This window comes from Shinella sp. HY16 (assembly GCF_028534175.1).
Taxonomy (GTDB): domain Bacteria; phylum Pseudomonadota; class Alphaproteobacteria; order Rhizobiales; family Rhizobiaceae; genus Shinella.
Genome location: NZ_JAHYXL010000002.1, coordinates 630,668 through 656,276, shown reverse-complemented (window position 1 = coordinate 656,276; position 25,609 = coordinate 630,668). Strand labels below are relative to the sequence as shown.

Here is a 25,609-nt window from a genome sequence, read left to right as displayed (position 1 = left end):
TCAAGCCGATACGAGACCCCATGACCGTCGAAGCAAAATATCTCAGCCGCGATGCCTTTGCAGAGCGCATCGCCAAGTTCCCCGCGGTCATCCTGCCGCTAGGCGCCACCGAGCAGCATGGCTACCATCTGCCGCTTGGCGTCGACATCATCCTTGCCGAGGCGCTCGCAACACGCATCGCCGAGGCGACGGGCGCGACAGTCATGCCGGCAATGCCTTTCGGCTATTCCTGGGTCTGGCGCGATGCGCCGGGTTCGGTAACGGTGGAAGCACGCACGCTCGAGGATGTGATCTGCCAGACGGCCGAAAGCCTTGCCCGGCACGGCGTCCGCCACGTCTTCCTTGTGAACGGCCACGAAGCCAACAGCGCCACCATGAAATACGCCGCACGGCGCCTGTGGGACCACCCCGACATCAAGGTCTGGCGCCTTTTCTACCCCAACCTCACTGCCGTGATGGCCGAGCACTGCGAAAGCCCGACCTGGCACGGCATCGTCCATGCCTGCGAATTCGAAACCTCGCTGATGCTCGCCGTGGCACCCAATCTGGTCGACATGGAAAAGGCCGTACGGGAATATCCCGATCGTGACCGCGGCTACTTCCAGGGCGGACGTCCCATGGGGGAACTCAGCCGAAGCGGCGTCTTCGGCGATGCAACGCTCGCAACGGCCGCCAAGGGTGAAGCGATGCTTGAAATCTTCACTCAGAGCATGGCCGACGCCGTGCGCGAGGTTTGCGCGGGGAAGTGATGTGCTTCATACCAGTTCATCGCTCCAGAATCGCGTGATGAACCATGAACGATATCTTCAGCCGCATCAGCAAACTCTATCCCGGCCTCAAGAAGGCGGAGAAGCGGATCGCCGACCTGATCCTGGCAGATGCGGATTTTTTCCTGCGCGGTTCAATCACCGAGATAGCCGAAACCGCCGGCGTCTCGGCCTCTTCGCTTACCCGCTTCAGCCGGCTCCTGGAGGTCGAAGGCTTTCGTGAACTCAAACTGTCGATCGCGCAGGCCAAGAGCGCGCAGAGCCCCTACTATCACCAGTCGGTCCAGGCGCTGAACGAGATCGAGATCGCGGAAGGCCGGCTGGAGTATCTCTATCTCCAGCAGATCGTCGCCGCTCTCAACTCCACCTTTACCCGCCTCGATGCGGAAGCGCTGGTCGACGCCATCCGCGCCATTCGCTCTGCCCGGCGCATACGCACGTTCGGCGTCGCCGTCTCGGGCCTGATCGCTGCCGAGACCGCCATGCGACTGATGCGGCTGGGGCTGGAAGCAACCCATGTCGCCGATCCGCACTTCATGCGCATCGCCTCCAGCCTGGTCGGACCGGAGGATGTGGCAATCTGCATTTCCCATACCGGACGTTCACAGGAGGTACTCGAAGCCGCCGACATGGCCCGCCAGCAGGGCGCGGCGGTCATCGGATTGACCGCGCCGCACACGCCGCTGTCGCGCAAGGCCGACATCCTGCTCGAACTCTCCGTCTTCGAGGAAATCGACATCTATACGCCTTCGATCTCGCACTTTGCCTATCACTACGTCATCGGCCTCATCACCTTCCATATCGGCCAGTCTGCGGATCTGGATCGCGACGGGCTCCTTGCAAAGATCAAGGCTGGCCTCGCGTCCGGCCAGACAGGCGACTTCAGGCAATGAAAATATTTTCAAAAAAATAAACACAATAAAAACATAATGATACAGAACACATAGCCACAAAGGAAAAACTTTACATTCTTTGTGGCAATGATAGAGTTCCCCCAACGAGACCGGATCGCCCCAAGTTAATGCAGCGCATGAAGACGGCGCGACCGGCCAACAAGAGGGAGAACGATCATGAGATTTCCTGCCATCTGCGCCGTGCTGACCGGCATACTTCTCGCTTCGACTGCTGGGGCCGAGAGCGTGATCGAGCTGAACTCGGGCCTCGGCCCGGCCGACGGTGCAAAACCGGTCGACGTGACGCGCTACGAGCCACGCCGCGACGGCAAGTACAAGATCGGCTTCTCCAACGTCTTTACCGGCAACAGCTGGGTCGTCCAGCTTCTGGAGGAAGCAAAATGGCGTGCGGCCGGCTTGCCCGAGATCGAGAGCTACATCGTTACCGATGCCAATTTCGACCCGGCCAAGCAGGTCGCCGATGTCGAGGACATGCTGGCGCAGGGCGTGGACGCCATCATCATCAATCCGACATCGCCGGTCGCTGTCGTACCGGTACTCGAAAAGGCCTATGATGCCGGCGTCGTCGTGGTGATCGTCGCCGCCGACGCGCAGACCGAAAAGGCGACGGTGCGCATCCTGGCCGACCAGGTGAAATTCGGCCGCGACGGTGGCGAGTTCCTGGCGAAGGCCATGGGCGGCAAGGGCAAGGTCATCGCCTTGCGCGGCATTGCCGGCATCTCCGTCGATACGGATCGCTGGGCCGGCGCTGCCGAAGCCCTCAAGGCCCACCCGGAGATCGAGGTGGTTGGTGAGGTCTACGCGCAATGGGCGTACGATCAGGGCCGAAAGGCATGCGAGAGCCTCGCCCTTGCCCATCCGCAGATCGACGGCGTCTGGTCTTCGGGTGGCGCCATGACACAGGCCTGCATCGAGGTCTTCAACGAGCTCGGCCGCCCTCTGGTGCCGATGACCGGAGAGGCCAACAACGGCTTCTTCGGCGCCTGGAAGGAAAACCAGGCCGCCGGTTTCGATTCCATTGCGCCACAGAACCCGACCTGGATGGTCGCCGAAGGCGTCGCGGCCGCCGTCGGCGTTTTGAACGGCCAGGAGATCTACACCCAGTACAAGGTGATCGCCGAACCTTACACCGCCAAGGATCTCGACACGCTCTATCGCTCGGACCTCAACGATTCCTATTGGGTCGGCTCCATCCTGCCGGATGAAAAGCTGAAGGAACTCTACGGCAATTGAGTTGACGCGGTCCGGCCCCCTGGGCCGGTCCGTCCGACCTCGGCAAACAGGCAGAACGCGAAAACCGACGTGACGGCAGTTTCCCATCCCCTGATCGAGGTCGAAAACCTCAGCAAGTCATTCGGACCGGTACACGCGCTGCGCCAGATGCAGTTGCGCGGGTTTGCCGGCAAGGTCCATGCCGTGATGGGCGAGAACGGCGCCGGCAAATCGACGTTGATGAAGCTGCTTTCCGGCGTCTACCGGCCCGACACGGGATCGATCCGTTTGAACGGTGCCGCCGTGGCGTTCGGTCATCCGCGCGACGCGCAGAAGGCCGGTATCTCCACCATCTTCCAGGAATTTTCTCTCCTGCCCAACCTCTCGGTCGCGGAAAACCTCTTTCTCGGCCGCGAGCGGGAAAACGGCCGCAAACTGGGTAGCACCGAAATCCATCGCCGGGCGGCGGCGGCCCTCGCGTCACTGGACCTGCCAATCGATCCGCGCCGCCGGGTCGGCGCCCTGAGCGTCGGGCATCAACAAATGGTGGAGATCGCCAAGGGCGTGCTGGCCGATGCATCGGTCTTCATTTTCGATGAACCGACCGCGGCGCTCGCCACGCATGAGGTCGACACACTGTTCAAGCTGATCTGGCGGCTGACGGCGGCCGGTAAGGTCGTCTTCTACATCTCGCACCGCCTCAGCGAGATCTTCGCCCTGTGTGACGACATCACGATCATGAAGGACGGGCGCTTCGTGCGCTGCGTGGCGACCGGTGAGACGACGGTGGACGACGTCATCCAGGGCATGGTCGGCCGCCCGATCGAGGAGTTGTTCGAACCGCGCGCCGAAACGCTGGGCGCCAGCCTGCTGAAGGCGGAAGGCCTTGCAGGCGACGGGCTCCCGTCTCCCCTTTTCCTCGATATCCGCGAAGGCGAGATCGTTGGAATTGCGGGCCTTGAGGGCCAGGGTCAACAGGAACTCATGCGCCTTGTCGCGGGCTTTGACCGTGCCCAGCGCGGTTCCCTGACGCTTGGCGGCAAGAACATCGAGGGCCATTCCGCGCGGCGCAGGATGGCTACGGGCCTCGGTTTCGTGCCCGAAAGCCGCAAGGACGACGGCCTTTTCCTATCGCTCGACATCGGCGCGAACATGGCGACGGCCGACATCGCCCGTCGCCGCCTGCTCTCCTGGCTGCCGGATTTCGGTGCGCGCATCGGCGAGGTCATGCGGCAGCTCGCGGTGAAGGCGCCCGATGCCAAGACCCCTGTCGTCGATCTTTCCGGAGGAAATCAACAAAAGGTGGTGCTCGGCCGCTGGCTGATGGCCGGCGCGCGCGTGTTGCTCTGCGAAGAGCCGACGCGCGGGGTTGATGTCGGCGCCAAACGGGAAATCTACCGCCAGTTGCGCCAGTTTGTCGGCGAGGGTCGTGCGATCCTCGTCACGTCCCGGGAGCTTCCCGAGCTGATCGGTCTCTGCGACCGGCTGCTCGTGATCCGTGACGGCCGGATCGTCGCCGAAATGCAGGCAAGGGGCGCCAGCGAAGATGCACTGCTGCGCGCCGCCCTGCCGGCCATGGAAGGAGACGAGGCATGAGCACCCAGCCAGCGGAGCCGGCAACATCAGGCGTCCTTTTCCGCTTCCGTGAGGATGCCTTCTGGTATCGCCAGCGGGGCGCTGCGCTTTCCTACGGTGTTTTGGCGGCCATGCTCGTCCTGCTCGCCCTCTCCGTACCGGCCACCTTCTATTCGCAGACGAACCTTTCCAACCTTGCCGGCCAGCTGGCACCGCTCTTCCTCGTCGCGCTCGGGCAGACCTTCGTCCTGCTGGGTGCCGGTTTCGACCTGTCGGTCGGCGCCGTCATCTCGCTCTCGTCGGCGATCCTGACGCTCGATCTTGCCGACCCGGTCAAGATCCCGCTCGCCCTTCTTGCCGCACTCACCGTCGGTCTGGTCAATGGCTGGGGATGCGTCGTCCTGCGCGTCCACCCCATCATCATGACGCTGGCCTCCAGCTCGATCGTGCAGGGCCTTGCACTGATTTTGCGGCCGACACCGGGTGGTGTCGCGCCCACCCTGCTCGTCCAGGCGGCATCAGGTTCCATTCTTGGTTTGCCGGCCGGCCTGTTCTGGATACTGGGCGGCATCGCCGGCACCGTCTGGCTGGTTCACGGCACAAGCTATGGCGTGCGCCTCTACGCCACCGGGCAAAATGCCCGGGCAACCTGGATGAGTGGCGTCGAGGCGAACCACATCCGCATCTCGACCTACATGCTCTCCGCGCTGATGGCGGCCGGTGCCGGCGCCTATCTGACGGGACGCCTCGCCTCGGGCGACCCCAATGTCGGCACAGCACTCGGCCTCGACAGCGTGCTCGGTGCAGCGCTCGGCGGCACCTTGCTGTCCGGCGGCATCGGCGGGCCGATCGGAACGGTCGCCGGCGTGCTGATCATCGGCGTTCTCAACAACGGGCTCAATCTCGCGGGTGTTTCTCCCTACTACCAGTTCATCGTGAAGGGCTCCATGCTGGTGCTCGCCGTCAGCCTTTTCCGTCGCAAGGAGGCCGGCCTGTGAAGCGCATGCTGCTCGCCCTGCCACCGGCCTTCTGGGGCCTGGTCGCCGTCTGCGCCTTCGCCGCGGCCACGCAACCACAATTCCTGTCGTTGCCCTTTCTCATGATCCTTCTGCGCCAGGCTGCGCCGCTCGGCATTGTCGCGCTCGGCCAGACCTTCGTCGTCGCGAACCGTTCGCTCGACCTTTCGATCGGCGCGACGATCGCCTTCGTCAACCTCATCGTCTCCCATGCGATGTGGAACGGCTATGCCCCGGTGCTCGTCATCTCGCTCGCCCTGTCGGCTGGTCTTGTCATTGGCCTCGTCAACGGCCTTCTCGTCACCCTGCTGCGGGCATCAGCCGTGGTGGTAACACTCGGCACAGCTGCCATCGTCACCGGCATCGGCTTTCTCTATTCCGGCGGTGCACCGGGCAATGCCATGCCGGAACTGGTGAAATGGCTCGGCCGCGGGCGGATCGGCATGCTGCCAGTCTCGGGCCTTGTCTGGCTCGGCCTCGGCATTGCGAGCTTCATCCTGTTGCGCCGCCTCACGCTCGGTCGCTACATCTTCGCCGCCGGTGACAACCCTTCCGCCGCGCTCTTTTCCGGTATCCCCGTCAACACCACGCTTCTGGCTTCCCACATTCTCAGCGGCCTGTTCGCCGCCGTCGGCGGTCTCGTTCTCTCCGGTCTCGTCGGCGTCGGCTCGCTCAATCTTGGCGCGGACTTTGTGCTGAGCTCCATTGCCGCGGTCATTCTCGGCGGCGCTGTCTTTGGCGGCGGTGCGGGCGGCGCGATCGGGACGATGCTCGGTACCGCACTCCTCACCATGGTGCTCAACCTCCTTACCGTCTTCGGCGTGGACCAACCCGGCAAACTGATCGTGCAGGGGCTTATCATCGCGGTCGCGGCGATCATCTACCAGCAGGGCAGGCATGGCAGCTGATACCCTCACCCTCGGCCTCGATTTTGGAACGTCCGCCGTCAAGGCCATAGTCATGGATGCGGACGGAACCGTGTGCAGCGCCGCAAGCGCAGCTTACGAAACGAAACGGCCGGCGGCAGATCACGCAGAACAGGACCCGGAGGCCTGGTGGCAGGCCCTGCGAGCCGTTTGCCGTGCCGTGATGACTGACATCGACGGGGCCACCATCGGTGCGATCGGTCTTTCAGGCCAACTGAACGGCATCGTGCTGATCGGCGCCGATGGAAAGGTGCTGCGGCCGAGCCTCATCTGGCTCGACCAGCGCTGCACGGAACAGGTCCGGGCGCTGGAGAACGAGCATTCTGCCCGGCTCGCCGCCGCAACATCGTCGCCGATTTCACCGATCGCCGTCCTGCCCAAGCTGCAGTGGCTCGCCGTGCACGAGCCGAAGACCATGCAACGCGTTGCCAGGGTCCTGCAGGTCAAGGACTACATCCTCTGGCAACTGACCGGTACCATTGCCACGGATGCCAACGAAGCCTCTGCGACGCTCCTCATGGATCTTGGCCGGCGGGCCTGGGCGCCGGATCTCGTGGCGCTCGCCGGGCTCAAGCCTACCCAGCTGTCGCCCATCCGTCCGTCGGCCGCCATTGCCGGCCGGATCCATCGCGTGGCCGCACGGGAAACGGGCTTGCCGCAGGGCATACCCGTCGTTCCGGGCGCAGGTGACACCGGCGCCCTCGCCGTCGGCTGCGGCGCCTATGCGCGCGGGACCGTTGCCGTCACACTTGGCACCGCCGGACACATCGTCGCTGCCATGCCCAATCGTGGCCCCGGTCCCATCGAGGGTCTTTGGCGTATGGCGCATGTCTCGCCGGACCGGGAACTGTGGCTGGGCCTCATTCCGGCTGGTGGATTGTCGATCGCCTGGCTTCGACGGTTGGTCGAAGGCTTCAGCGGCAGGCCGACAGGCTTCGATGACCTTGAGATCCTGTTGCAACAGGCGCCGGCCGGATCGGCAGGCGGGGCCTTTCTGCCATTCCTCGAAGGCGCCGGCACCCCCTGGAACGACCCGGGAAAACGCGCGGGCTTCGTCAATCTGAACGTGACTCACGGCGCAGCCGCCCTTGTGCGCGCGGTTTACGAAGGTGTCGCCTTCAACATCCGGGCTGCGATCGAGGCTTTCGAAATCGCCGGCGTCCCGCTCACCGACATCCGGCTTGCCGAAGGCGGGGCCCGCTCGTCCGCCTGGTGCCAGATCATCGCCGACGCGCTTGGGCGCAAGGTTCATGTGGTGGCCGAAGGAGATGCCTCGGCCGCTGGCGCCGCAATCCTGGCTCGCGCCGCCATCGCCGAGGCTGATCTTGCCGCATGCATTGCCCGAGCGGTGCGCATCGAGCGAACCCACAGCCCGGAGCCGGCCCACCGCACCGCGACGGAGCAGGCCTGGCAACGCTTCAGGCGCTATGCAGGACATGCTCGATGACAGGGCCGTATTTTCTCGGCCTCGACGCCGGAACGTCCCTCATCAAGGCCGCAATCTTTGATCTTGGCGGCCGGGAGCTAGCCGTCGCCGAAAGACCGACGACCGTGCACCGCCCCCATCCCGGCTGGAGTGAAATCGATCCGTCGGAGGCCTGGACCGCGACCACGGAGGTCATCGCGCGCGCGGTCCGCGAAAGCGGCCTCGACCCGGGCAACATCGCCGGCATCGGCCTTTCCGCCGCCATGGTCGGCGCCTGGCTTCTCGATGCAGACGGCATGCCGCTGCGCCGCGGTATCACCTGGGAGGACAGCCGCGCCCAGACCCTGATAGACGGGTACCTTGCGGAAGACCCGGCTTTCCTCAGCCGGATCTTCGCCTCATCGGGTTCGGTCATGCAGCAAGGCTGCACCTTGCCGGTGCTCGCCTGGCTCGTCCGGCATGAGCCGGACGTGCTGCGCCGTACCCGGCACATTCTGTGCTTTAAGGACTATCTGCGCTTTCGCATGACCGGCCGGATCGCGACGGACCGAAGCGAGGCGGCGGTCCTACCGGGCTCCGCCTGTGGACGGGCGCGGTCCTCCGACATGATCTCCCTTTTCGGCCTGGGCCCCTACGAACCGCTCCTGCCACCGATAGTGGATTCCGAGGCCGTTGCGGGAGGCCTGACGGCGGAAGTGGCGGTCGCGACCGGCCTTCGCGAAGGATTGCCCGTCGCCCTCGGCGCGGGCGATGTCGCCGCCACGGTCATCGGTGCCGGCGGCCTTGCCCACGGCACCGCGACGGCCGTACTCGGCACGGCCTGCCTTGTCGGTGTCGTGCATGAGCACCCGACCTTCGAACCGGCCGATATCGGCCTGCTCTTCACATTGCCCGGCCATCGCTGGTATCGCGCCATGGTCAATGTCGCCGGAACGCTCAATCTCGACTGGGCTTTCGAAACACTTGCGCCGGATCTTTCAGGCCGTGCTGATCGGTTTGCCGCACTGGACACGATGCTCTCCGCGACTCCAGCCGGCGCCCATGGTCTCACCTACCTTCCCTACCTGTCCGAGAGCGGCATCATCGCCCCACGCGTGAACCGTACGGCAAGGGCGCAGTTCAGCGGCCTGACGCCGCGCCATGACCGGGCATGCCTCTTCCGCGCCATTATCGAAGGCGTCGCCTTTGCCATGGTGGATTTGCTGGACGCTCTTTCGTTCGACGGGGAGCGCCTGCTTTTGACCGGCGGCGGCGCGCGAAACGATATCTGGGTCCAGATGATCTGCGACCTTGTCGGCAAGCCCGTCGAAGTCCCGCACGGCTCGCAATTCGGCGCCCGCGGTGCAGCCCTGCTCGCCGCAACGGCCACCGGTCATTTCGCCAGCATCAATGACGCCTCGAGCACCGTCAGCGGCGACAGCCGGCTCTTCGAGCCCCGTGCGACCGGCAAGCATGACCTTGCCGATGCGTTTCAGCGCTACCGAGCGGCGCGGGACAGGCTGCTGGCCGCCGGATCGCTGCCGTCTTGAGCAGGGACGGCAACTCCACTATGGCCTGCCATCCGTGAATTCGACCAGGTCCCACAGGTTTCCATAGAGATCCTTGAAGACGGCAACCACTCCGTAGTCGGCCTCTTTGGGTTCACGCACGAATTCGACCCCACGATCGACGAGCGCCTGGTAATCCTTCCAGAACGCATCGGTCCTCAAGAACAGAAAGACCCGCCCGCCGGCCTGATCGCCGATATAATCCGCCTGATGTTCGCTAGAGGCCCGGGCGAGCAGGACCGAGCAGCCCTGCTGCCCTCGCGGACCGACGACGACCCACCGTTTGTCCTGATCCGGCTGATAGGTATCCTCGATGAGGTCGAAACCCAACTTTCCGACGAAGAAGGCGATGGCCTCGTCGTAATCCCGGACCAACAAGGCGATATGGGCGAGCATCTGCGGCATGAAGCAATCCTGACCTGATGTAATCAGGTGCGATTATCACCGTGGATTCCGCGGCGACGCAAGCCGGGACAGTGCGAGAACATCCGGTTCACCGCGTGAGAATGTGGCTTCGGCTTTCGATGGAACGAGCAAGGACAGAATGTCCTCGATCGCGATCGAGCACGACCCTGAACACGTTTCAGGTCGAGTCTGTCCGCCAGCCGGCCACCATATCCGGCATGAACACTCATATCGACATCACCACCGACCACCAGCGCAAACGCGCCGAGATACTCAAGTCGCTTGCGCTTGATCTCTCCTGCGAAGACACGCCGCCGAAGCCGATGCTCAGGCGGCTCATCCTGCCGATCTGCCTCTTGGCGCTGGCTGTCGGAGCCGGCGGTCTCATACTCTATCGAACGGAGGTGGTGCGCCAGTTCGAAACCGCGCGATCAGAGCCGGAACGCGAAGCGGGCGACCTCGCTGCCGTGCCGCAGGCCGGGGCGCTTGATGCGGAGCAATCCGCCATCCGCGGCGCACTGCCGGCCAGACGCGAGATCACCGGCTCCGGTTTCGTCGTCGCACCCAACGCAACCACTGTCTTCGCCAAGTATGAAGGCAAGATCACACGGGTCGCCGTGGTGCCGGGCGATCATGTCGAAGCGGGCGAGGTCCTGGTTACGCTGGAGGATGCCGGCGCCCGTTTCGCACTCGACCAGGCAAATGCTGCAAAGGCCGAGGCCAAACTGATCCTCGGCGCCCGCGACATCGACCTTGCACAGGCCCGGGCACGGCTTGCCCGCACGGAAATCCTCGCAGCCCGCAACGCTGCCTCCACGCAGGTACTGGAAGAGGCGCGTTCGGCTGCAGAACGAGCGGCCAACGCCGTCGCGCAGGCGGTTCAATCCGTCGACAGTGCCGATCTTGCCATTCGCATTGCCGCGGAACGGGTCGGTGAACTGACCGTTCGTGCTCCACTGACGGGCACCGTCACGCGCCTCGATGCCCGCATGGGCGATACGGTGCTGGCGCGGGTTGACAGCGTTCGCGAAAACCAGAGCCTGCTCACGATTACCGATACGACAAGCCTCGTGATCGACGCCGACGTGGCGGAAACCACCATCGACGCGCTGAGGCCCGGCCTGCGCGGCGAGGCCGTGCTCGACGGTTTCCCCGACCATCCCTTCCCGGTGACGGTGCTGCGGCTGGCGCCCGTTGCCTCGGCCGAAAAAGGCACCCTCACGCTACGCCTGACGCTTGCCGGCCCGCCGGAAGGCATCCGGCCCAACATGGCGGCCCGCATCCGCATCACCCTCGACGAAACAGGAGACAAGACGCAATGACCCACGACCCGACCCCCTATATCGCCCTTGCCGGTATCAGGAAGGCATATCTTATCGGTAGCGAGAGGATCGCCATTTTTTCCGGCCTCGATCTTGCCATTCCGCGTGGCGATTTCGTTGCCGTCATGGGCCCGTCCGGATCCGGCAAGTCGACATTGCTCAACATGCTGGCCGGCATCGATCGACCGGATGCCGGGACCCTGCGCATCGGCACCAGCCACCTCGACCAGATGGGGGAAGCCGCCCGCTCCTCCTGGCGGGCACACAACATGGGCATCGTCTTCCAGTTCTACAATCTGCTGCCCATGCTCACCGCTGCCGAGAATGTCGAATTGCCCTTGCTGCTGAAGCCGCTGTCGCGCCAGGAGCGGCGCCTGCGCGTCGAAAGGGCTCTGGGTCTCGTCGGCCTCGCCGGACGGGAAAGGCAATATCCGGCGCTGATGTCCGGCGGCCAGCAACAGCGCGTCGGCATCGCCCGCGCTCTCGTCACCGATCCGGGCTTGCTGCTTTGCGACGAACCGACCGGTGACCTCGACCGCAAGTCCGCCGACGAGGTTCTGGACATGCTGCGCTTCCTCAATCGCGAGCTTGGAAAGACCATCGTCATGGTGACCCACGATCCGCAAGCGGCCCTCTACGCCCGCCGCACGTTGCATCTCGACAAAGGCGATTTCATCGAAGAGAAGAGGGCCGCCTGATGCGCTTTTTCGATCTCGCCCGCAGGAATGCCTGGCGCAAGCCGCTGCGTACCTTGCTGCTCATGCTCTCGATTGCGGCCGCCTTTCTCATTTACGGCCTGACGGCGAGTTTCCTTGCCGGAGCCCAGGGGGCAGTCGGCGCAAGCGACGACCTTCTCGGCGTCACCAGCGTGAGCGGCCGCACGGTCCCCCTGCCCATGGCGGCAATGTCGCGCATCACTGCAGACCCCGATGTCGCGGTCGTGGGATATGTCGCGCGCCTGCGCGGTTTCGTCGATGTCGAGAAGAACGTCGTCGCCGTCAGCGCCGCCGACCCCGACAGGCTGATGGCTGTCAATGGAAAGGAACTCGGGTTGACGCCCGCGCTGATGAAGGCGATCGACGGGGCGCGCGACCGGGTTCTGGTCGGCCGGGCCCTTGCCGAAGCACAAGGCTGGGCCGTCGGTCAGCGGATTACCGTCACTGCCTTCGATACACCGCGAGAAGATGGCAGCCGGGACTGGCGCTTCGAGATAGCCGGCCTCTTCGAGGGTGAAAGCGCTGCCACCGACACCTATTTCCTGATCGCACGCTACGATTATGTGAATGCTGCCCGTGCGCGCGGCAAGGAGACTGTGGATGCTTTCGTCGTCCGGCCCCGCGCCGGCATCGCCCCCGGAAAACTCGCTGCCCGGATCGACGCCCTCTTCGCCAATTCGCCGACGCCGACACGCACGCAATCGGAAAAGCAGTTCCTGGAAGCTTTCCTGCGCCAGTATGCCGATGTCGGCCTGATTGTGAATCTCGTCGTCGGCGCGGCGTTCATCACGCTGCTGATGATCGTCGTGAACACCATGGTCTTTGCCGTGCGCGAACGTACGTTCGAAATTGGCGTGTTGAAGACACTGGGTTTCTCCCGTCGCGCTATCGTTGTGCTCATCCTCGGTGAAACACTCTTCATCTTCGCCGTGGGCGGCGGTATCGGGCTCGCCCTGGCAAAGCTTGCAACCATGCTCGCCGGCCCGGCACTCGGCCTGGTCTTCTCCCTTCCCGTCCTCGCCAAGGCGCTGGCCATCATCGCTGCCCTCGGCCTCGCAACCGGCGCGCTACCGGCCTTCAACGCAATGCGCACACCGATCATCGCTGCTTTCAGAACGAGGTAACCGCCATGCTGAAATCCACTTCCGCCCATAGCCGACAAACACTTGTGATGATCCGCACGAATCTTTCCAGCCTGTCGCGCCGCCGCGCGATTTCGGCCTCCATGGCTCTGTCGGTCGCGCTCGTCGTCTGCGTGCTTGCCGGCTTCCTCTCCATGGCAAAGGGGTTCGAAACCGCGCTCGCCAGCGCAGGCTCACCATCGGTCGCAGTCCTTCTTGGCGGCGGTACGAACCAGGAGACGGGTTCGGACATTCCCGCAGCCGTCATCCGCACGCTCGACGCCATGACCGGCGATATCGGGGTCGTCCGTGATACCGAGGGCAAACTCGCTTCCTCCCGCGAGATCGTCGTCCCCGTCGATATGAAGCTTGAAGCGGAGGAGCCAGCCCGCACACTGGCACTGCGCGGCATGGATGCGGCCGGCCCGTCGATCCGCGATGGCATCGCACTGTCGGCCGGACACGTCTTCAAACCCGGCACGCGCGAAATCGTCGTCGGAGATCGCCTCGCCGAGGAATTCGGCCTCGATGTAGGCGACACGGTTCGCCTCGGCGCCGTCGACTGGACGGTTGCCGGTCGCTTTTCCGCCCATGGCAGCGCCTTCGAGTCCGAAATCTGGGCCGACCTCGATGCGGTGCGCGCCGCCTTCGACCGGCAGGGCGAAGTGCAGAGCCTGAAACTTCGCCTTACCGGGCCCGATGCGCTCGAGCGTCTGCGGAGGAGCCTCGTCACGATCACGCAGACACCGCTCGTCACGCTTTCCGAAGCCGATCTCTACGCAGCGCAATCCGGGCGCACCGCAAGCCTCATCCGCCTGTTCGGCTGGCCGCTGGCGTTGCTGATGGCGGTCGGCGCCACGGCAGGCGCCCTCAACACGATGATGAGCTCCGTTTCCGACCGCACCGTCGAGATCGCCACCGTCCGCGCGCTCGGCTTCAGCCGTCTCTCGGCCTTTTTCGGCACCTGGGTCGAGGCCGTGGTGCTCGCAAGCGCCGGTGTCCTTCTCGGCCTTTTTGCCTCATGGCTTGTCTTCCATGGATGGCAGGCGAGCACGCTTGGCGCGAACAATACACGGATGGCCTTCCAGCTCACCATCACGCCGGATATCCTTGCGATATCCGGCCTGCTTGGCCTCGCCATCGGCATCGTCGGTGGCGCACTGCCCGCCATCGCCGCCACGCGGCTGCCGATGACGGAGGCCCTGCGCGCGCGCGGCTAGGTCTGTTCCTGTTGGCAGGAAGGGTCTCGGATCTCGAAGCAGCGGGAGCTTCTGCTTCAAGATCCGAGATTCGCCCGCGACTTGCCCTGAGGAAAAAACATGATATTTTTAATCATATTTTTGTGCGATTGCTGCACGCCCAGGAGCGGTTGCCATCGCGTACCGCTTGGCCTTAAACGCATGCAGACATGCGAGGACTGCTCGATCATGGGTGGCTTTGAACGGTGAACTACCAGCATGCAATGACCTGCCATACGGAAGGCATCAAGGTGCTTGCCCCGGTAAAATGGCGCAGCCTCGACGGGCTGGTCGGCGTCTTCTGGGATGCGGAGGGCCATCCCGGTGCGCGGGGCTACTACCTTTCGCCCGATCCGCGCATCGTGATCTTCTTCAACGACGTGTCACCGCACATCCAGATGACCAACCGTGACGGCGGCATGCTCGCGCATTCGCGCCCGATGACCCGCGCGGTCTATGTGCCGGCCGGCGTTCCGCTCTGGACGAGTTTCACCTCCGCCCATCGCTTTTCCCATCTCGATCTGCATCTCCACAAGGACCGCATGCTGCGGTTCCTGTCGCCGACGGTCGGCACGTCGGCCGCGCTCGCGGCGCTCCGCCGCCCGGTGGAGATCCAGGATGTCGGCGCGATCGAGACGCTGGCGAGCCTGCTCGTCGACGAGGTCTCGAGCCCGACCAAACATGCACTCTATGCCGAAAGCCTGGTCGGAACCATCGTCAGCGGCCTGCTCGACATTCAGGATTTCACCAGCGAACCACAGAACGGCCGGCTGACGCAGGCGCAGATGAACCGGCTCACCGCCCGCATCAATACGCAAAGCGATGGCCGCCTGACCGTCGCCGAAATGGCTGAGACGGTCGGTCTTTCCGAAAGCTGGTTCGCCAACGTCTTCAAGCAGACGACCGGCAAGACGCCGCTGCAATGGCAGCTCGGCAAGCGCATCGACCTCGCGCAGAAACTGCTGGTGGAAAGCGAGCTGACCATCGCCGACATCGCCGCCCAGCTCGGCTTTTCCGACCAGGCGCACCTGACCAAAGCCTTTCGCCAGATCGCCGGCGAGACACCCGCCGCCTGGCGGCGGGTGCAGCAGGTCCGCTAGCGACTACCAGGTCTGGCGCAGCGTCGCCGAGATCGAGCGGCCTGGATTGTAGAAATCCGCGCCAAAACCGCCGTAGTCGACATGTTTGCGGTCGAACAGGTTGGAGACGTTCACCTCGAACGAGGTGTTCTCGAACACCTTGTAGCTGAAAGCCGCATCGACGAGGAAGTTGCTGCCCGTTTTCACCGTGTTTTCGTCGTTGAAGTAATAGGAGCCGGTGTAGCGCCCGCCGAGGCCGAAGGTCATGTCGCCGCGCTTGCCGTCGCCCTCGAGCATGTAGTTGACCCAGAGCGAGGCGGTGTGCTTGGGCACATGGTAGGGCCGGTTGCCCTCGTTGCCGGCCGTGCCGTTCTCGACGATCTCGGCATCGAGATAGGAATAACCGGCCGTCAGGCTCCAGTTCGGCGTCAATTCCGCCTTGGCCTCCAGATCGAAACCGCGCACGCGCACCTCGCCGATCGTCTCCTGCAGGTTCGTGGCAGGATTGGTGCGGGTGATGTTGTTCTTCGTCAGGTCGTAGATCGAGGCCGTGATAAGCGCCGGGAAAGCGTCCGGCTGGTATTTCACGCCGAGCTCGATCTGCTCGCCACGCTCCGGCTCGACGCCGATGGAGGGCGCGGCAACCGATTCGGCATAGCTGACGAAGGGCGCGATCTCATCGGTGACGCGATAGGTGAGGCCGATGCGTTTCGTCAACTCGCTGAAGTCGCCCTCGCTCTTGGCGCCTGTCAGCTTGTTCACCTCGCTGAGGTCGAGCCAGTCGTTGCGAAGGCCGGCCGTGACGATAAACTTGTCCCAGAAGGTCAGCTCCTGCTGGATGTAGAGCGCCTTGCCCGTCTGGTCGCCGCGCGTGCTGGCGATCAGCGGCAGGTCGGTGGGCCGGCCCGTATAGATCGGGTTCGTCCAGTCAATGCCGGGTGCCGGTCCCCACCAGGTATCGTTGTCGCCCTTCATGTCGTTGTACTCGGCGCCGACCAGGGTGCGGCTGTCGACGGCATCGAAATTCGCCTCGTATTGCAGATGCGCGTCGATGATGAACTGCCGGTTCGAGGCCTCGTTGCCGAAGAAGGCGCGCGAGGCGGTCGTGGAGCCGTCCGTTGGCGTTGCGGAAATATAGGCGTAGCCGAAATCGGTGTCGGATTTGCTGTAGCGCGCATTCGCGCCGAAGGTCAGGCCCGAGCCGAAATCGTGGTCGAACAGGACGCTGACCGTATCGCGGTTCGTACCGCGGAAATTATAGTCCGGCTCGCCGAAGAAGCGGCTGCGGTCGAAATCGGTGCCCACCGGATGCCCGCCGCTGCCGGGCACGCCGTCCTTGTTGAGGTGATCGTAGACGATGGTAAGGCTGGTGGCGTCCGTCGGCCGCCAGGTCAGCCCACCCATGAAGAATTTTTCATCATCGCGCGAATGATCGTACTCCGCATCGGCATCGCGCAGCTTGCCGGTAAAACGATAGGAGAGCGTGTCGTCGGCCGTCAGATTGTCGCCGAAGTCGAAGCCGACCTCCTTGCGGTCGAACGAGCCGCCCGTGACATAGGCCTCGCCGAATTTCTCGCTGCGCGGGCGCTTCGTCACATAGTTGACCGCACCGCCGGGATCGGAGACGCCGAATGTCGTGGAGTTCGCGCCCTTAAGCACCTCGACACGCTCGAAGGCATAGGCCTCTTCCCGCACCCCGCCGAAGGGGCGGCCGAGGATCAGCCCGTCGCGGTAGGTCGTCGCGTCGAAACCGCGGATCTTGAAGAAGTCGTAGCGGTCATCCGAACCGTAGAAATCCGTGGTGACGCCCGCCGTATATTGCAGGATCTCCTCGACGGTCTCGGCGCCGCGCTGCTGGATTTCCTTTGCCGTGATGACGGAGACCGTTGCCGGCGTGTTCAGGATCTCCGTCGCCATGCGCCCGCCGGCGGTCGTCTTCTTCGCGACGATCGACCGGGCATCGTTGTCGCCGCCCGTTGCAGAACCATCGCCTTCGACAGTGATGGTCTCAAGCACCGTGGTGGAGCCGGCATCCGCCTGCTGGGCGCGCGAGGCGGACGGCACAAGGGCGACGAGCGCGGTGCAGCCGAGCAGGACCGCAGTCCTCAAACGGATAGGAGGCTGCCTCGTATCGGCGCCGGTCGTCTTGATGTCCATCGTCGTGTTCCAGAAATTGAAGTTGCGCTCGCCGGCGGACGGCAGGTCCTACCGAATGCCAGCCGGAACAGGCGTAAACCTGCGCATCCCCCCTCAGGCCGATGCGACTGTCCCTTGAAGCCGGAATAACTTGAGATCTACTATCCAGTATTGGAGAATTCCATGGTTTTGTAGGAAACCCCGGAAACTTCGCCGCCACCTTCCAACAAGCCGTACCTTCGCCTTGACGCCGCGCGATGAACCTGAAACGGAAACTCCACTTTTAATCGCCCTGGAGGGTTTCGCCCATGTCGCGGCTTTTTCGCTTCCCGCTGGTTCTTGTTGCCCTCTGCCTCTGGATCACGCCGACCGCATGGGCCGCGGACGAAACCGCCTATCCCATCGTCATCGAGCATGCCTTCGGAACGACGACGATCACGAAGAAGCCGGCGCGCGTGGCGACCGTCGCCTGGGCGAACCATGAAGTGCCGCTGGCGCTCGGCATCGTGCCCGTGGGCTTTGCCGCCGCCAATTTCGGCGACGACGACGGCGATGGTCTCCTGCCCTGGGCGGCGGAAAGGCTGACGGAACTCGGCGGCGAAAAGCCCGTCCTGTTCGACGAGGGCGACGGTATCGATTTCGAGGCCGTCGCGGCGACGAGGCCGGATGTCATCCTCGCCGCCTATTCCGGCCTCAGCCAGGCGGACTACGAGACGCTGAGCCAGATCGCCCCCGTCGTCGCCTATCCGCAATCCGCCTGGTCGACGGACTGGCGCGAGACGATCCGGCTCAACAGCGCCGGGCTCGGCATGGCAAAGGACGGCGAAGCGCTAATCGCACGCATCTAGAAGGAAATCGCCGACACGGTCGCCGGCTATCCGGTCCTCAAGGGCAAATCGGCGATCTTCGTCACCCATCTCGACGCGACCGACCTCAGCATGGTGAACTTCTATACCGCCAACGACACGCGCATCAAATTCTTCCGCGACCTCGGCCTCGCCTCTCCGAAAAGCGTGCTGGACGCAACAAAGCCCGGACAATTCGCCGCCAGCGTCAGCGCCGAACAGGTCGACGCCTTCGACGATGTCGATATCGTCGTCAGCTACGGCGGCACGCCGCTGCTCGACGCCGTGAAGGCCGATCTCCTGCTCTCGCGCATGCCCGCCGTCAGCAAGGACGCGCTCGTCATGCTCGGCCGCGACCCGGTCGGCACGGCCGCCAATCCGACGCCGCTATCGATCTCCTGGGTGCTGAAGGACTATGTCGCGCTCCTCGCGGAAGCGGCCGGGAAAACGAAATGACATCACACGCCGCCACGGCACGAAATCCGGCGCCGACCGGGCGCCTCAAGCGCCTGCGCGGGCTCTGGCTGCTGCTGGTCGCCACCGCGCTGGTCGTGCTGATGGCTCTGTCGGTGGCGATCGGCACGCGGGATGTCGGCCTTGGCGATATGCTTTCCGCGCTTGGCGGCAGGGTCGAGACGATCGGCGAGGCGGCTGTGGCGATGCGCATTCCCCGCACGCTGCTGGCGCTGCTCGCCGGCGCCGCGCTCGGCCTTGCCGGCGCGGTCATGCAGGGCGTGACGCGCAATCCCCTCGCCGATCCCGGCATTCTCGGCGTCAACATGGGGGCATCGCTCGCCGTCGTGGTCGGCGTCGCCTGGTTCGGCATCGAAAGCGCCTATGCCTATATCGTCACCGCCATCCTCGGGGCGGGGGCGGCGGCGATCTTCGTCTACGTCATCGGCTCGCTGGGGCGGGGCGGGGCGACGCCGCAGAGGCTGGCGCTCGCCGGCGCCGCCACGTCCGTCGCCTTCTCCTCGCTGGTCATCGCCGTCGTCCTGCCGCGCGCCGACATTGCCGGCGGCGTGCGCGCCTGGCAGATCGGCGGCGTCGGCGGGGCGACCTTCGAACGCATCCTTCCCGTCCTGCCTTTCCTTGCCGCCGGCTTTGTCATCAGCCTTCTCTCCGCCCGCAAGCTCAACGCGCTCGCGCTTGGCGACGAGCTTGCCGCCGGCCTCGGCGAACATGTCGCGACCACCCGCGCCGTCGCCGCCTTCGGCGCGATCCTGCTCGCAGGCGCGACGACGGCTGTCTGCGGCCCGATCGGCTTTCTCGGCCTCATCGTACCGCATCTCGTTCGCCTCCTGACCGGCAGCGACCATCGCTGGCTGCTGCCCTTTTCCGCCCTCGGCGGCGCCTGCCTGCTGATCGCCGCCGACATCGTCGGGCGCATCGTGGCAAGACCGGCCGAACTGGACGTCGGCATCGTGACGGCGCTGATCGGCGCGCCCTTCTTCATCTGGATCGTCCGCCGCCAGCGGGTGCGGGACCTTTGACCATGCTCGCCCCCCTCGTCGATTCCATTGCGAGAAACCGCCATCGCCGCGCCCGCCGGCGCCACTGCGTCATCGGCCTCCTCTCCACGCTCGTCACCGCGACCTTCCTGCTGACCCTGCTGCTCGGCCAGTCCTTCACCCCGCCGCAGGACATTTTCCGCGCACTGATGGGCGAGGATGTGCCTGATGTCGCCTTCACGGTCGGCCAGCTCCGGCTGCCGCGCGCCATGCTCGCGATCCTCGCCGGCCTCAGTTTCGGCCTCGGCGGCGTCGCCTTCCAGATCATGCTGCGCAATCCGCTGGCGAGCCCCGACATTATCGGCATAAGCTGGGGGGCGAGCGCCGCCGCGGTCTTCGCCATCGTCGTGCTCGGGCTTTCGGGGCCGATCGTCTCGATCCTCGCCGTTATCGCCGGGCTCGGCGTGGCGCTCGTCGTCTACGCGCTCTCCTTTCGCAACGGCGTCGCGGGCACGCGGCTCATCCTCGTCGGCATTGGCGTTTCGGCCATGCTGGAGAGCGTCATCGCCTACATCCTCTCCACCGCCCCCGCCTGGACCCTGCAAGAGGCGCTGCGCTGGCTCACGGGCAGCGTCAACGGCGCACAGCTCGGCCAGAGCCTGCCGCTCGTCGTCGCGCTCGCCGTCTTCGGCGGCCTGCTGCTTTCCCGCGCCCGCGACCTCGAAGCCCTGCGGCTTGGCGACGACACCGCGGCCGCGCTCGGCGTCCGGGTCGGCCAGACCCGCGTGCTCGTCATCATCGCTGCTGTCGGCATGATCGCCAGCGCCACGGCCATTTCGGGGCCGATCGCCTTCGTCGCCTTCCTCGCGGGGCCGATCGCCGCCCGCATCGTCGGCAACAACGGCTCGCTGCTCGTCCCAGCGGCACTGACAGGCGCGGCGCTGGTATTGGTCGGCGATTATTGCGGCCAGTTCCTGCTGCCGAGCCGCTATCCCGTCGGCGTCGTCACCGGGGCGCTCGGTGCGCCCTACCTGATTTTCCTGATCGTGCGCGTCAACCGGTCCGGAGGCTCCCTATGAAACCGCACACCCTCCTCGCCACCGGCCTTTCCGCCGGCTACGGCGAAACACGCATCCTCGACGGGCTGGACCTTGCCGTGCCGCCCGGGAGGATCACCGTCATCGTCGGGGCGAACGCCTGCGGCAAGTCCACGCTGCTGCGCACCCTCTCGCGCCTACTGCCGGCCCAAAGAGGGCAGGTGTTGCTGGACGGCAAGTCGATCCATCGCATTCCCTCAAGAGATCTTGCCCGCACGCTCGGCCTCCTGCCCCAATCGCCCATCGCGCCCGAGGGCATCACCGTCGCCGACCTTGTCAGCCGTGGCCGCCATCCGCATCAGGGGGTCTTTTCCCGCTGGACGCGCGAAGACGACGTAGCGGTCGCCGCCGCCCTTGCGGCGACGAAGACCGACGACCTTGCGGAACGGCCGATCGACGAACTCTCGGGCGGTCAGCGCCAGCGTGTCTGGATCGCCATGGCGCTCGCCCAGCAGACGGACCTCCTGCTGCTCGACGAGCCCACCACCTTCCTCGACATCAGCCACCAGATCGAGGTGCTGGACCTCCTGACCGACCTCAACCAGACGCGCGGCACCACCATCGTGATGGTGCTGCACGATCTGAACCTTGCCGCGCGCTACGCCGACCACCTTGTCGCGATGGCGAACGGCCGACTGCATGTAGCCGGCCCGCCGGAGACCGTCCTGACGGAAGACCATGTGCGACAGGTCTTCGGACTCGAAAGTCGCATCATCACCGACCCGACCTCCGGTCGGCCGACCATGTTGCCGATCGGCCGCCACCGCATGATTTCCCCCGTAATCAAGGAGCCCGCATGAACGCCCTCCCGCAATTCAAGCTCACCGGTGTCGCGCTGCCGAAGGATGCGCTGAAAATGCTCGATGAGGTTTGCGAGCACTTCGTCGAGCACGCCGAGGTGCGGCGCACGGAAAATGCCGCGACGCTGACGAGCGAGATTGGCACAGCCGATATGCGTCTCGACGGCGGGCGGCTCCTCATCGATCTCGCCTGCCCGAGCGACGAGACGCTTCAGATGAGCCGCACGGTCATCGCCGAGCACCTCTTCTATTTCGCCGGCGAGGACCCGCTGGAACTCACCTGGTCCGAACCGGCGACGCGTTCGCGGCTCGCCAATCTTCATGAAGTGACCGTCGTCTCGGCCGAGGACGTGACGCCGCACATGCGGCGCGTCATCTTTGCTTGCACAGACGTGAAGCCTTTCATCGGCGAGGGCATGCATGTGCGCCTGCTGGTGCCGCCGAAAGGCCGGACGCCGGTCTGGCCGGGGCTGCGCGATGACGGCCGCATTGCCTGGCCGGAGGGCGAGGATGCGCTGCTCGTGCGCGTCTACACGATCCGCGCCGTCAACGCCGAGCGCGGCGAACTCTCGGTCGACTTCCTGCAGCATCCCCTGCCTGGCGTTGCGACACCCGGCGCGGATTTCGCCCGGGATGCGCAGCCGGGGGGACAGGCTCGCCCTGCTCGGCCCCGGCGGCGGCGACCTTCCGCAGGCCGAAACCATCTTCCTTGCCGGGGACGAAAGCGCCTTGCCCGCCATCGCCCGCATCGCCGCCGAAGCGCCCGAAGGCACGAGGATGCAGGCGATCATAGAGGTGGCGGATGCGGCGGAAGAGCAGCCGCTGCCGACCACCGGAACGCTCGACATACGCTGGCTGCACCGCGCCAGCTACCCGGCGGGCAACAAGAACATGCTCGCGCAGACGGTGATAGAGGCACTTGCTGCCGTGGATGAAGAAGCCTTCGTCTGGGTCGCCTGCGAGCGGGAGGATGTCCGGCTTGTCCGCGCATTCCTCAAGGGCCGCGGGCACGATCGCAAGCGCACCTATGCCGCCTGGTACTGGGAGCGCGACAACGCCTGACGGAACGGCACCTTTCCCCATCCAAAGACGGCTTCTCCGGGTCGCAACCGGTTGAGATCCCGGCTGGCATGAGGCAACCCATAAATTGCCGGGCAGGGAACGACTTTTATCGAGAAGGCGGCGCAACGCCCCCTGAAGCCAAACGCCGCACCACCGGTTCCTTCAGCAAAGGGAATGCGCCCGCTCGATCATAGCCCGGATGGCACGCAGATCCTCAACGAAAAGGGCATGCTGCCTCAACCGTTCCGCGCCGTCCGGAAGGCGCAGCAGATGGGATGGGTGGATTGTGGGGTAGAGCAACCGCGCGCCTTCCATGGCGATCGGCTTGCCGCGAACTTCACTGAGCGGGCGGCGCTCTCCGCTCAGCGCATGGAGGGCGGTCGCGCCGAGCGTGACGACAAGGCTCGGCTGGACAGCATCGATCTCCTTGGCAAGCCACCACCGGCAGTGCTCGATCTCGCCCCTGTCCGGTCGCTGGTGAAGACGGCGCTTGCCACGAGGGACATATTTGAAGTGCTTTACCGCATTCGTCAGATAGAGACTGTCGCGGGCGATGCCCGCCTCGTGCAGCGCGGCGTCCAAGACCCTGCCTGCCGGGCCGACAAAAGGACGGCCAGCAAGATCCTCCTGATCACCCGGTTGCTCCCCGACCATCATGATCCGTGCACCCTGTGGCCCCTCGCCAAATACGGTTTGCGTGGCGGCGCAATGCAGCGGGCACCGCGTGCACCGTCCTGCCTCTTCGCGCAGCGCATCAAGCGTGCCCGGGCTTTCCAGCCTGACCTGCGGCAATGTCGGGGCGGCATCCTGGAGACGATGGTGAAAGAGCGGCGGATCGCTGGCGGCGCGTTCGGCCATGGCGCGCACATTCGCCTCGGCATGGGCGATGAGGCCTGGAATCAGCGCCGCCTCCGGCAGGTTGCGCCAGTACTTCTTCGGCATCTCCGTCTGCATGGCCTTCACCTTGAGCCGGGCCGGATTGAAGATGCTCGCATAGTAGGTGCACCAGAGGTCATCCGTCGGGTCGTCATGGCCGGGATTTTCACAAGGGCGCGGATCGAAGGCCAGGGTCTCGCCATCCCAGCGCGCCGACCCGCGCGGGGTGGCGATCATCCAGTCCATATCGGCAAAGCGTCGACGGAAGAAAGGCGCCGTGCGGGCAACCACGAAATGCGACGGCTCGAACCAGGCGACGAACCGGCGGCGGCCCACCGCTTCTCCGAAAACCTCCTTGAAGCGTACGAAGGCCGTCATCTTGTGGCTATCGCGATGAACATTTCTGGCAAGCAGCCGTGCCCGGGCAACATCCTCGTCCGCCGGCAGCGCGAGAAGGTTCCTGTCGGATTGCAGGCGCCAGAGCAGCCTGTAGAGGAGATGGAAACGGCCGGGTTCGGTATGGCAGACGACCGCCTCGGCCAACTCCAGAAAACCGGCGGGAACGGTGAGCGCCCGCGCCCGAGGCAAGGCTTTCGGCAGGTTCTGCCCCGCCGCAAAGAGCTCGTTCTCCCCCGACGTCCGCCATTCCACCTCCCGCGGTGCAACACCGGCGGCAGCGAGTGCGCGGGCCGCATCCCGCCATTCGGCAAAGTCACCGCGGCCGAGAAGGAAGACCCTGTGCATCAGAGCAGCGAAAGCTGTACCGGCCTGGGTGCGAAGAACGCCTTCAGGTCGGCCCGGTCGGCAAGGCGGCGGGGCGTCCAACCGTCCGTTTCGATGAAGGCACGTACCTTGCGCAGCGAAACGCCGAGCCTTGCCAGGTCCTCCAGCCGCAGACGGCGGAGGCGGCGGCTGGAAAGAATGGCCTCCACGGTCTTCGTGCCGAAGCCAGGCACGCGCAGCAGCCGTTCCCGCTCGGCCCGGTTGACATCCACTGGAAACGCATCGCGATTGGCGAGAGCCCAGGCGAGCTTCGGGTCCATGTCGAGATCGAGCATGCCGCCGGTTGATGCCGTGATCTCGTCGACGCCGAAACCGTAGAAGCGATAGAGCCAGTCGGCCTGGTAGAGCCGGTGTTCACGAACCAGCGGCGGCTTGATCAGCGGAAGCGCACGGGAGGCGTCAGGGATGGGGCTGAAGGCGGAATAGTAGACACGCTTCAGTCCGTAGCTGCCATAGAGCCGGGCGCTGGTTTTCAGGATGGTTGCATCATCCGCACCGTCGGCCCCGACGATCATCTGCGTGCTCTGCCCACCCGGCACGAAGCGCTTGCGTCGTTTCGACTGTAAGGTCGGCTCATCCGCCGCTTCGATCTTGCGGCGCAGGTCGCCCATCGCACGGCGAATTCCCTCCGGGCGCTTCTGCGGTGCGAAGCGGCCGATGCCGGCATCCGTCGGAAGCTCGATGTTGAGCGACAGGCGATCGGCGTAAAGCCCCGCCTGCTCGATCAGTTCCGGCGCGGCATCGGGGATGGATTTCAAATGGATGTAGCCGCCAAATCCATGCACCGTTCGCAGCTCCCGCGCCACGCGCACCATCTCTCCCATTGTGTGATCGGGCGAGCGGATGATGCCCGACGACAGGAACAGCCCTTCGATATAGTTGCGGCGGTAGAACTCCAGCGTCAGCCAGACCACCTCTTCTGGCGTGAACCGGGCTCGTTCCACATTGCTGGACGAGCGGTTGATGCAATAGGCGCAATCGAAGATGCAGAAGTTGGTGAGAAGAATCTTGAGAAGCGAAATGCATCGGCCGTCGGGAGCATAGGCATGGCAAATTCCGGCTCCCTCCGTCGAGCCGAGCCCGCCGCTTTCCATGGAGTCCCGCTTCACCGTTCCACTCGAAGCGCACGAGGCATCGTATTTGGCGGCATCCGAGAGGATCGCTAAGCGCTGCTTCATCGATTTCTTCATAAATGTTCACTATATGTTCTTTTGCGCGCCGTCAAGCAACCGGCCCAGACGGCGCGCGCATGAATGCATCAGAACGCCGTACGGCCTGCACCACCGCGCCAGACA

At 64.8% G+C, this 25,609-nt stretch carries 20 protein-coding genes and 2 pseudogenes; 18 read left to right on the top strand and 4 right to left on the bottom strand.

Annotated features, from left to right (window positions below):
• Positions 1-20 precede the first annotated feature (20 nt).
• The 8 genes from K0P03_RS23510 (at position 21) to K0P03_RS23475 (ending at position 9,365) form a co-directional block, all read left to right on the top strand.
• Complete coding sequence (locus K0P03_RS23510; RefSeq protein WP_130517569.1) at positions 21-749, top strand: creatininase family protein; 729 nt, start codon at positions 21-23, stop codon at positions 747-749.
• A 44-nt stretch (positions 750-793) separates the two neighbouring features.
• Positions 794-1,660, top strand: coding sequence for a MurR/RpiR family transcriptional regulator (locus K0P03_RS23505; RefSeq protein ID WP_023517521.1), 867 nt, complete (start codon positions 794-796; stop codon positions 1,658-1,660).
• A gap of 177 nt (positions 1,661-1,837) precedes the next feature.
• On the top strand, positions 1,838-2,914 hold the full coding sequence (locus K0P03_RS23500) for an ABC transporter substrate-binding protein (RefSeq protein WP_023513249.1): 1,077 nt from the start codon (positions 1,838-1,840) through the stop codon (positions 2,912-2,914).
• Between the two features lie 69 nt (positions 2,915-2,983).
• Positions 2,984-4,489 carry a sugar ABC transporter ATP-binding protein gene (locus K0P03_RS23495; RefSeq protein WP_272790765.1) on the top strand — a complete coding sequence of 502 codons (1,506 nt, stop codon included), beginning with the start codon at positions 2,984-2,986 and terminating at the stop codon, positions 4,487-4,489.
• Positions 4,486-5,466, top strand: coding sequence for an ABC transporter permease (locus tag K0P03_RS23490; RefSeq protein ID WP_272790764.1), 981 nt, complete (start codon positions 4,486-4,488; stop codon positions 5,464-5,466). Before K0P03_RS23495 ends, K0P03_RS23490 begins: the two co-directional genes overlap by 4 nt.
• Positions 5,467-5,471: 5 nt before the next feature.
• Positions 5,472-6,392 (top strand): ABC transporter permease, encoded by a 921-nt coding sequence (locus K0P03_RS23485; protein WP_272791097.1) that lies wholly within the window; start codon positions 5,472-5,474, stop codon positions 6,390-6,392.
• Positions 6,382-7,857 (top strand): xylulokinase, encoded by a 1,476-nt coding sequence (locus K0P03_RS23480; protein ID WP_272790763.1) that lies wholly within the window; start codon positions 6,382-6,384, stop codon positions 7,855-7,857. The genes K0P03_RS23485 and K0P03_RS23480 overlap by 11 nt, the downstream gene beginning before the upstream one ends.
• Positions 7,854-9,365, top strand: coding sequence for an FGGY-family carbohydrate kinase (locus K0P03_RS23475; RefSeq protein WP_272790762.1), 1,512 nt, complete (start codon positions 7,854-7,856; stop codon positions 9,363-9,365). Before K0P03_RS23480 ends, K0P03_RS23475 begins: the two co-directional genes overlap by 4 nt.
• Before the next feature lie 18 nt (positions 9,366-9,383).
• Here K0P03_RS23475 and K0P03_RS23470 read toward each other — a convergent pair whose 3' ends face one another.
• On the bottom strand, positions 9,384-9,788 hold the full coding sequence (locus tag K0P03_RS23470; RefSeq protein WP_023513255.1) for a VOC family protein: 405 nt from the start codon (positions 9,786-9,788) through the stop codon (positions 9,384-9,386).
• 218 nt (positions 9,789-10,006) lie between these two features.
• On the opposite strand from K0P03_RS23470, the gene K0P03_RS23465 reads away from it, so the two are divergent.
• The 5 genes from K0P03_RS23465 to K0P03_RS23445 all read left to right on the top strand — a co-directional run bounded on the left by K0P03_RS23465 (position 10,007) and on the right by K0P03_RS23445 (position 15,285).
• Complete coding sequence (locus K0P03_RS23465) at positions 10,007-11,110, top strand: efflux RND transporter periplasmic adaptor subunit (protein WP_272790761.1); 1,104 nt, start codon at positions 10,007-10,009, stop codon at positions 11,108-11,110.
• Positions 11,107-11,808 carry an ABC transporter ATP-binding protein gene (locus K0P03_RS23460; RefSeq protein ID WP_272790760.1) on the top strand — a complete coding sequence of 234 codons (702 nt, stop codon included), beginning with the start codon at positions 11,107-11,109 and terminating at the stop codon, positions 11,806-11,808. The genes K0P03_RS23465 and K0P03_RS23460 overlap by 4 nt, the downstream gene beginning before the upstream one ends.
• Positions 11,808-12,950: an ABC transporter permease gene (locus tag K0P03_RS23455; protein ID WP_272790759.1), complete on the top strand. Its 1,143-nt coding sequence runs from the start codon at positions 11,808-11,810 to the stop codon at positions 12,948-12,950. The genes K0P03_RS23460 and K0P03_RS23455 overlap by 1 nt, the downstream gene beginning before the upstream one ends.
• Positions 12,951-12,955: 5 nt before the next feature.
• Positions 12,956-14,167 carry an ABC transporter permease gene (locus K0P03_RS23450; protein ID WP_272790758.1) on the top strand — a complete coding sequence of 404 codons (1,212 nt, stop codon included), beginning with the start codon at positions 12,956-12,958 and terminating at the stop codon, positions 14,165-14,167.
• 224 nt (positions 14,168-14,391) lie between these two features.
• On the top strand, positions 14,392-15,285 hold the full coding sequence (locus K0P03_RS23445; RefSeq protein WP_272790757.1) for a helix-turn-helix domain-containing protein: 894 nt from the start codon (positions 14,392-14,394) through the stop codon (positions 15,283-15,285).
• A 3-nt stretch (positions 15,286-15,288) separates the two neighbouring features.
• Here the strand turns inward: K0P03_RS23445 and K0P03_RS23440 are convergent, their stop codons facing one another.
• Positions 15,289-17,421 (bottom strand): TonB-dependent siderophore receptor, encoded by a 2,133-nt coding sequence (locus K0P03_RS23440; protein WP_272790756.1) that lies wholly within the window; start codon positions 17,419-17,421, stop codon positions 15,289-15,291.
• 287 nt (positions 17,422-17,708) lie between these two features.
• On the opposite strand from K0P03_RS23440, the pseudogene K0P03_RS23435 reads away from it, so the two are divergent.
• From K0P03_RS23435 to K0P03_RS23415, 5 genes and pseudogenes are all read left to right on the top strand, one after another.
• A pseudogene (locus tag K0P03_RS23435) lies at positions 17,709-18,701 on the top strand (iron-siderophore ABC transporter substrate-binding protein).
• A complete protein-coding gene (locus K0P03_RS23430; protein ID WP_272790755.1) occupies positions 18,698-19,738 on the top strand; it encodes a FecCD family ABC transporter permease in 1,041 nt (346 codons plus the stop codon). Before K0P03_RS23435 ends, K0P03_RS23430 begins: the two are co-directional and overlap by 4 nt.
• 2 nt (positions 19,739-19,740) lie before the next feature.
• The gene (locus K0P03_RS23425) at positions 19,741-20,775 is read left to right on the top strand and encodes a FecCD family ABC transporter permease (RefSeq protein ID WP_272790753.1); all 1,035 of its coding nucleotides are present in this window, start codon (positions 19,741-19,743) and stop codon (positions 20,773-20,775) included.
• On the top strand, positions 20,772-21,593 hold the full coding sequence (locus K0P03_RS23420) for an ABC transporter ATP-binding protein (protein ID WP_023515878.1): 822 nt from the start codon (positions 20,772-20,774) through the stop codon (positions 21,591-21,593). Before K0P03_RS23425 ends, K0P03_RS23420 begins: the two co-directional genes overlap by 4 nt.
• Positions 21,590-22,655: pseudogene (locus K0P03_RS23415) on the top strand (DUF2218 domain-containing protein). The gene K0P03_RS23420 and the pseudogene K0P03_RS23415 overlap by 4 nt, the downstream one beginning before the upstream one ends.
• A 162-nt stretch (positions 22,656-22,817) precedes the next feature.
• On the opposite strand, the gene K0P03_RS23410 reads toward K0P03_RS23415, so the two are convergent.
• Both K0P03_RS23410 and K0P03_RS23405 read right to left on the bottom strand, forming a co-directional pair.
• Positions 22,818-24,275, bottom strand: a complete 1,458-nt coding sequence (locus tag K0P03_RS23410) for a UdgX family uracil-DNA binding protein (RefSeq protein ID WP_130517591.1) — start codon at positions 24,273-24,275, stop codon at positions 22,818-22,820.
• Positions 24,275-25,504: a putative DNA modification/repair radical SAM protein gene (locus K0P03_RS23405; RefSeq protein ID WP_024269883.1), complete on the bottom strand. Its 1,230-nt coding sequence runs from the start codon at positions 25,502-25,504 to the stop codon at positions 24,275-24,277. The genes K0P03_RS23410 and K0P03_RS23405 overlap by 1 nt, the downstream gene beginning before the upstream one ends.
• Positions 25,505-25,609 lie beyond the last annotated feature (105 nt).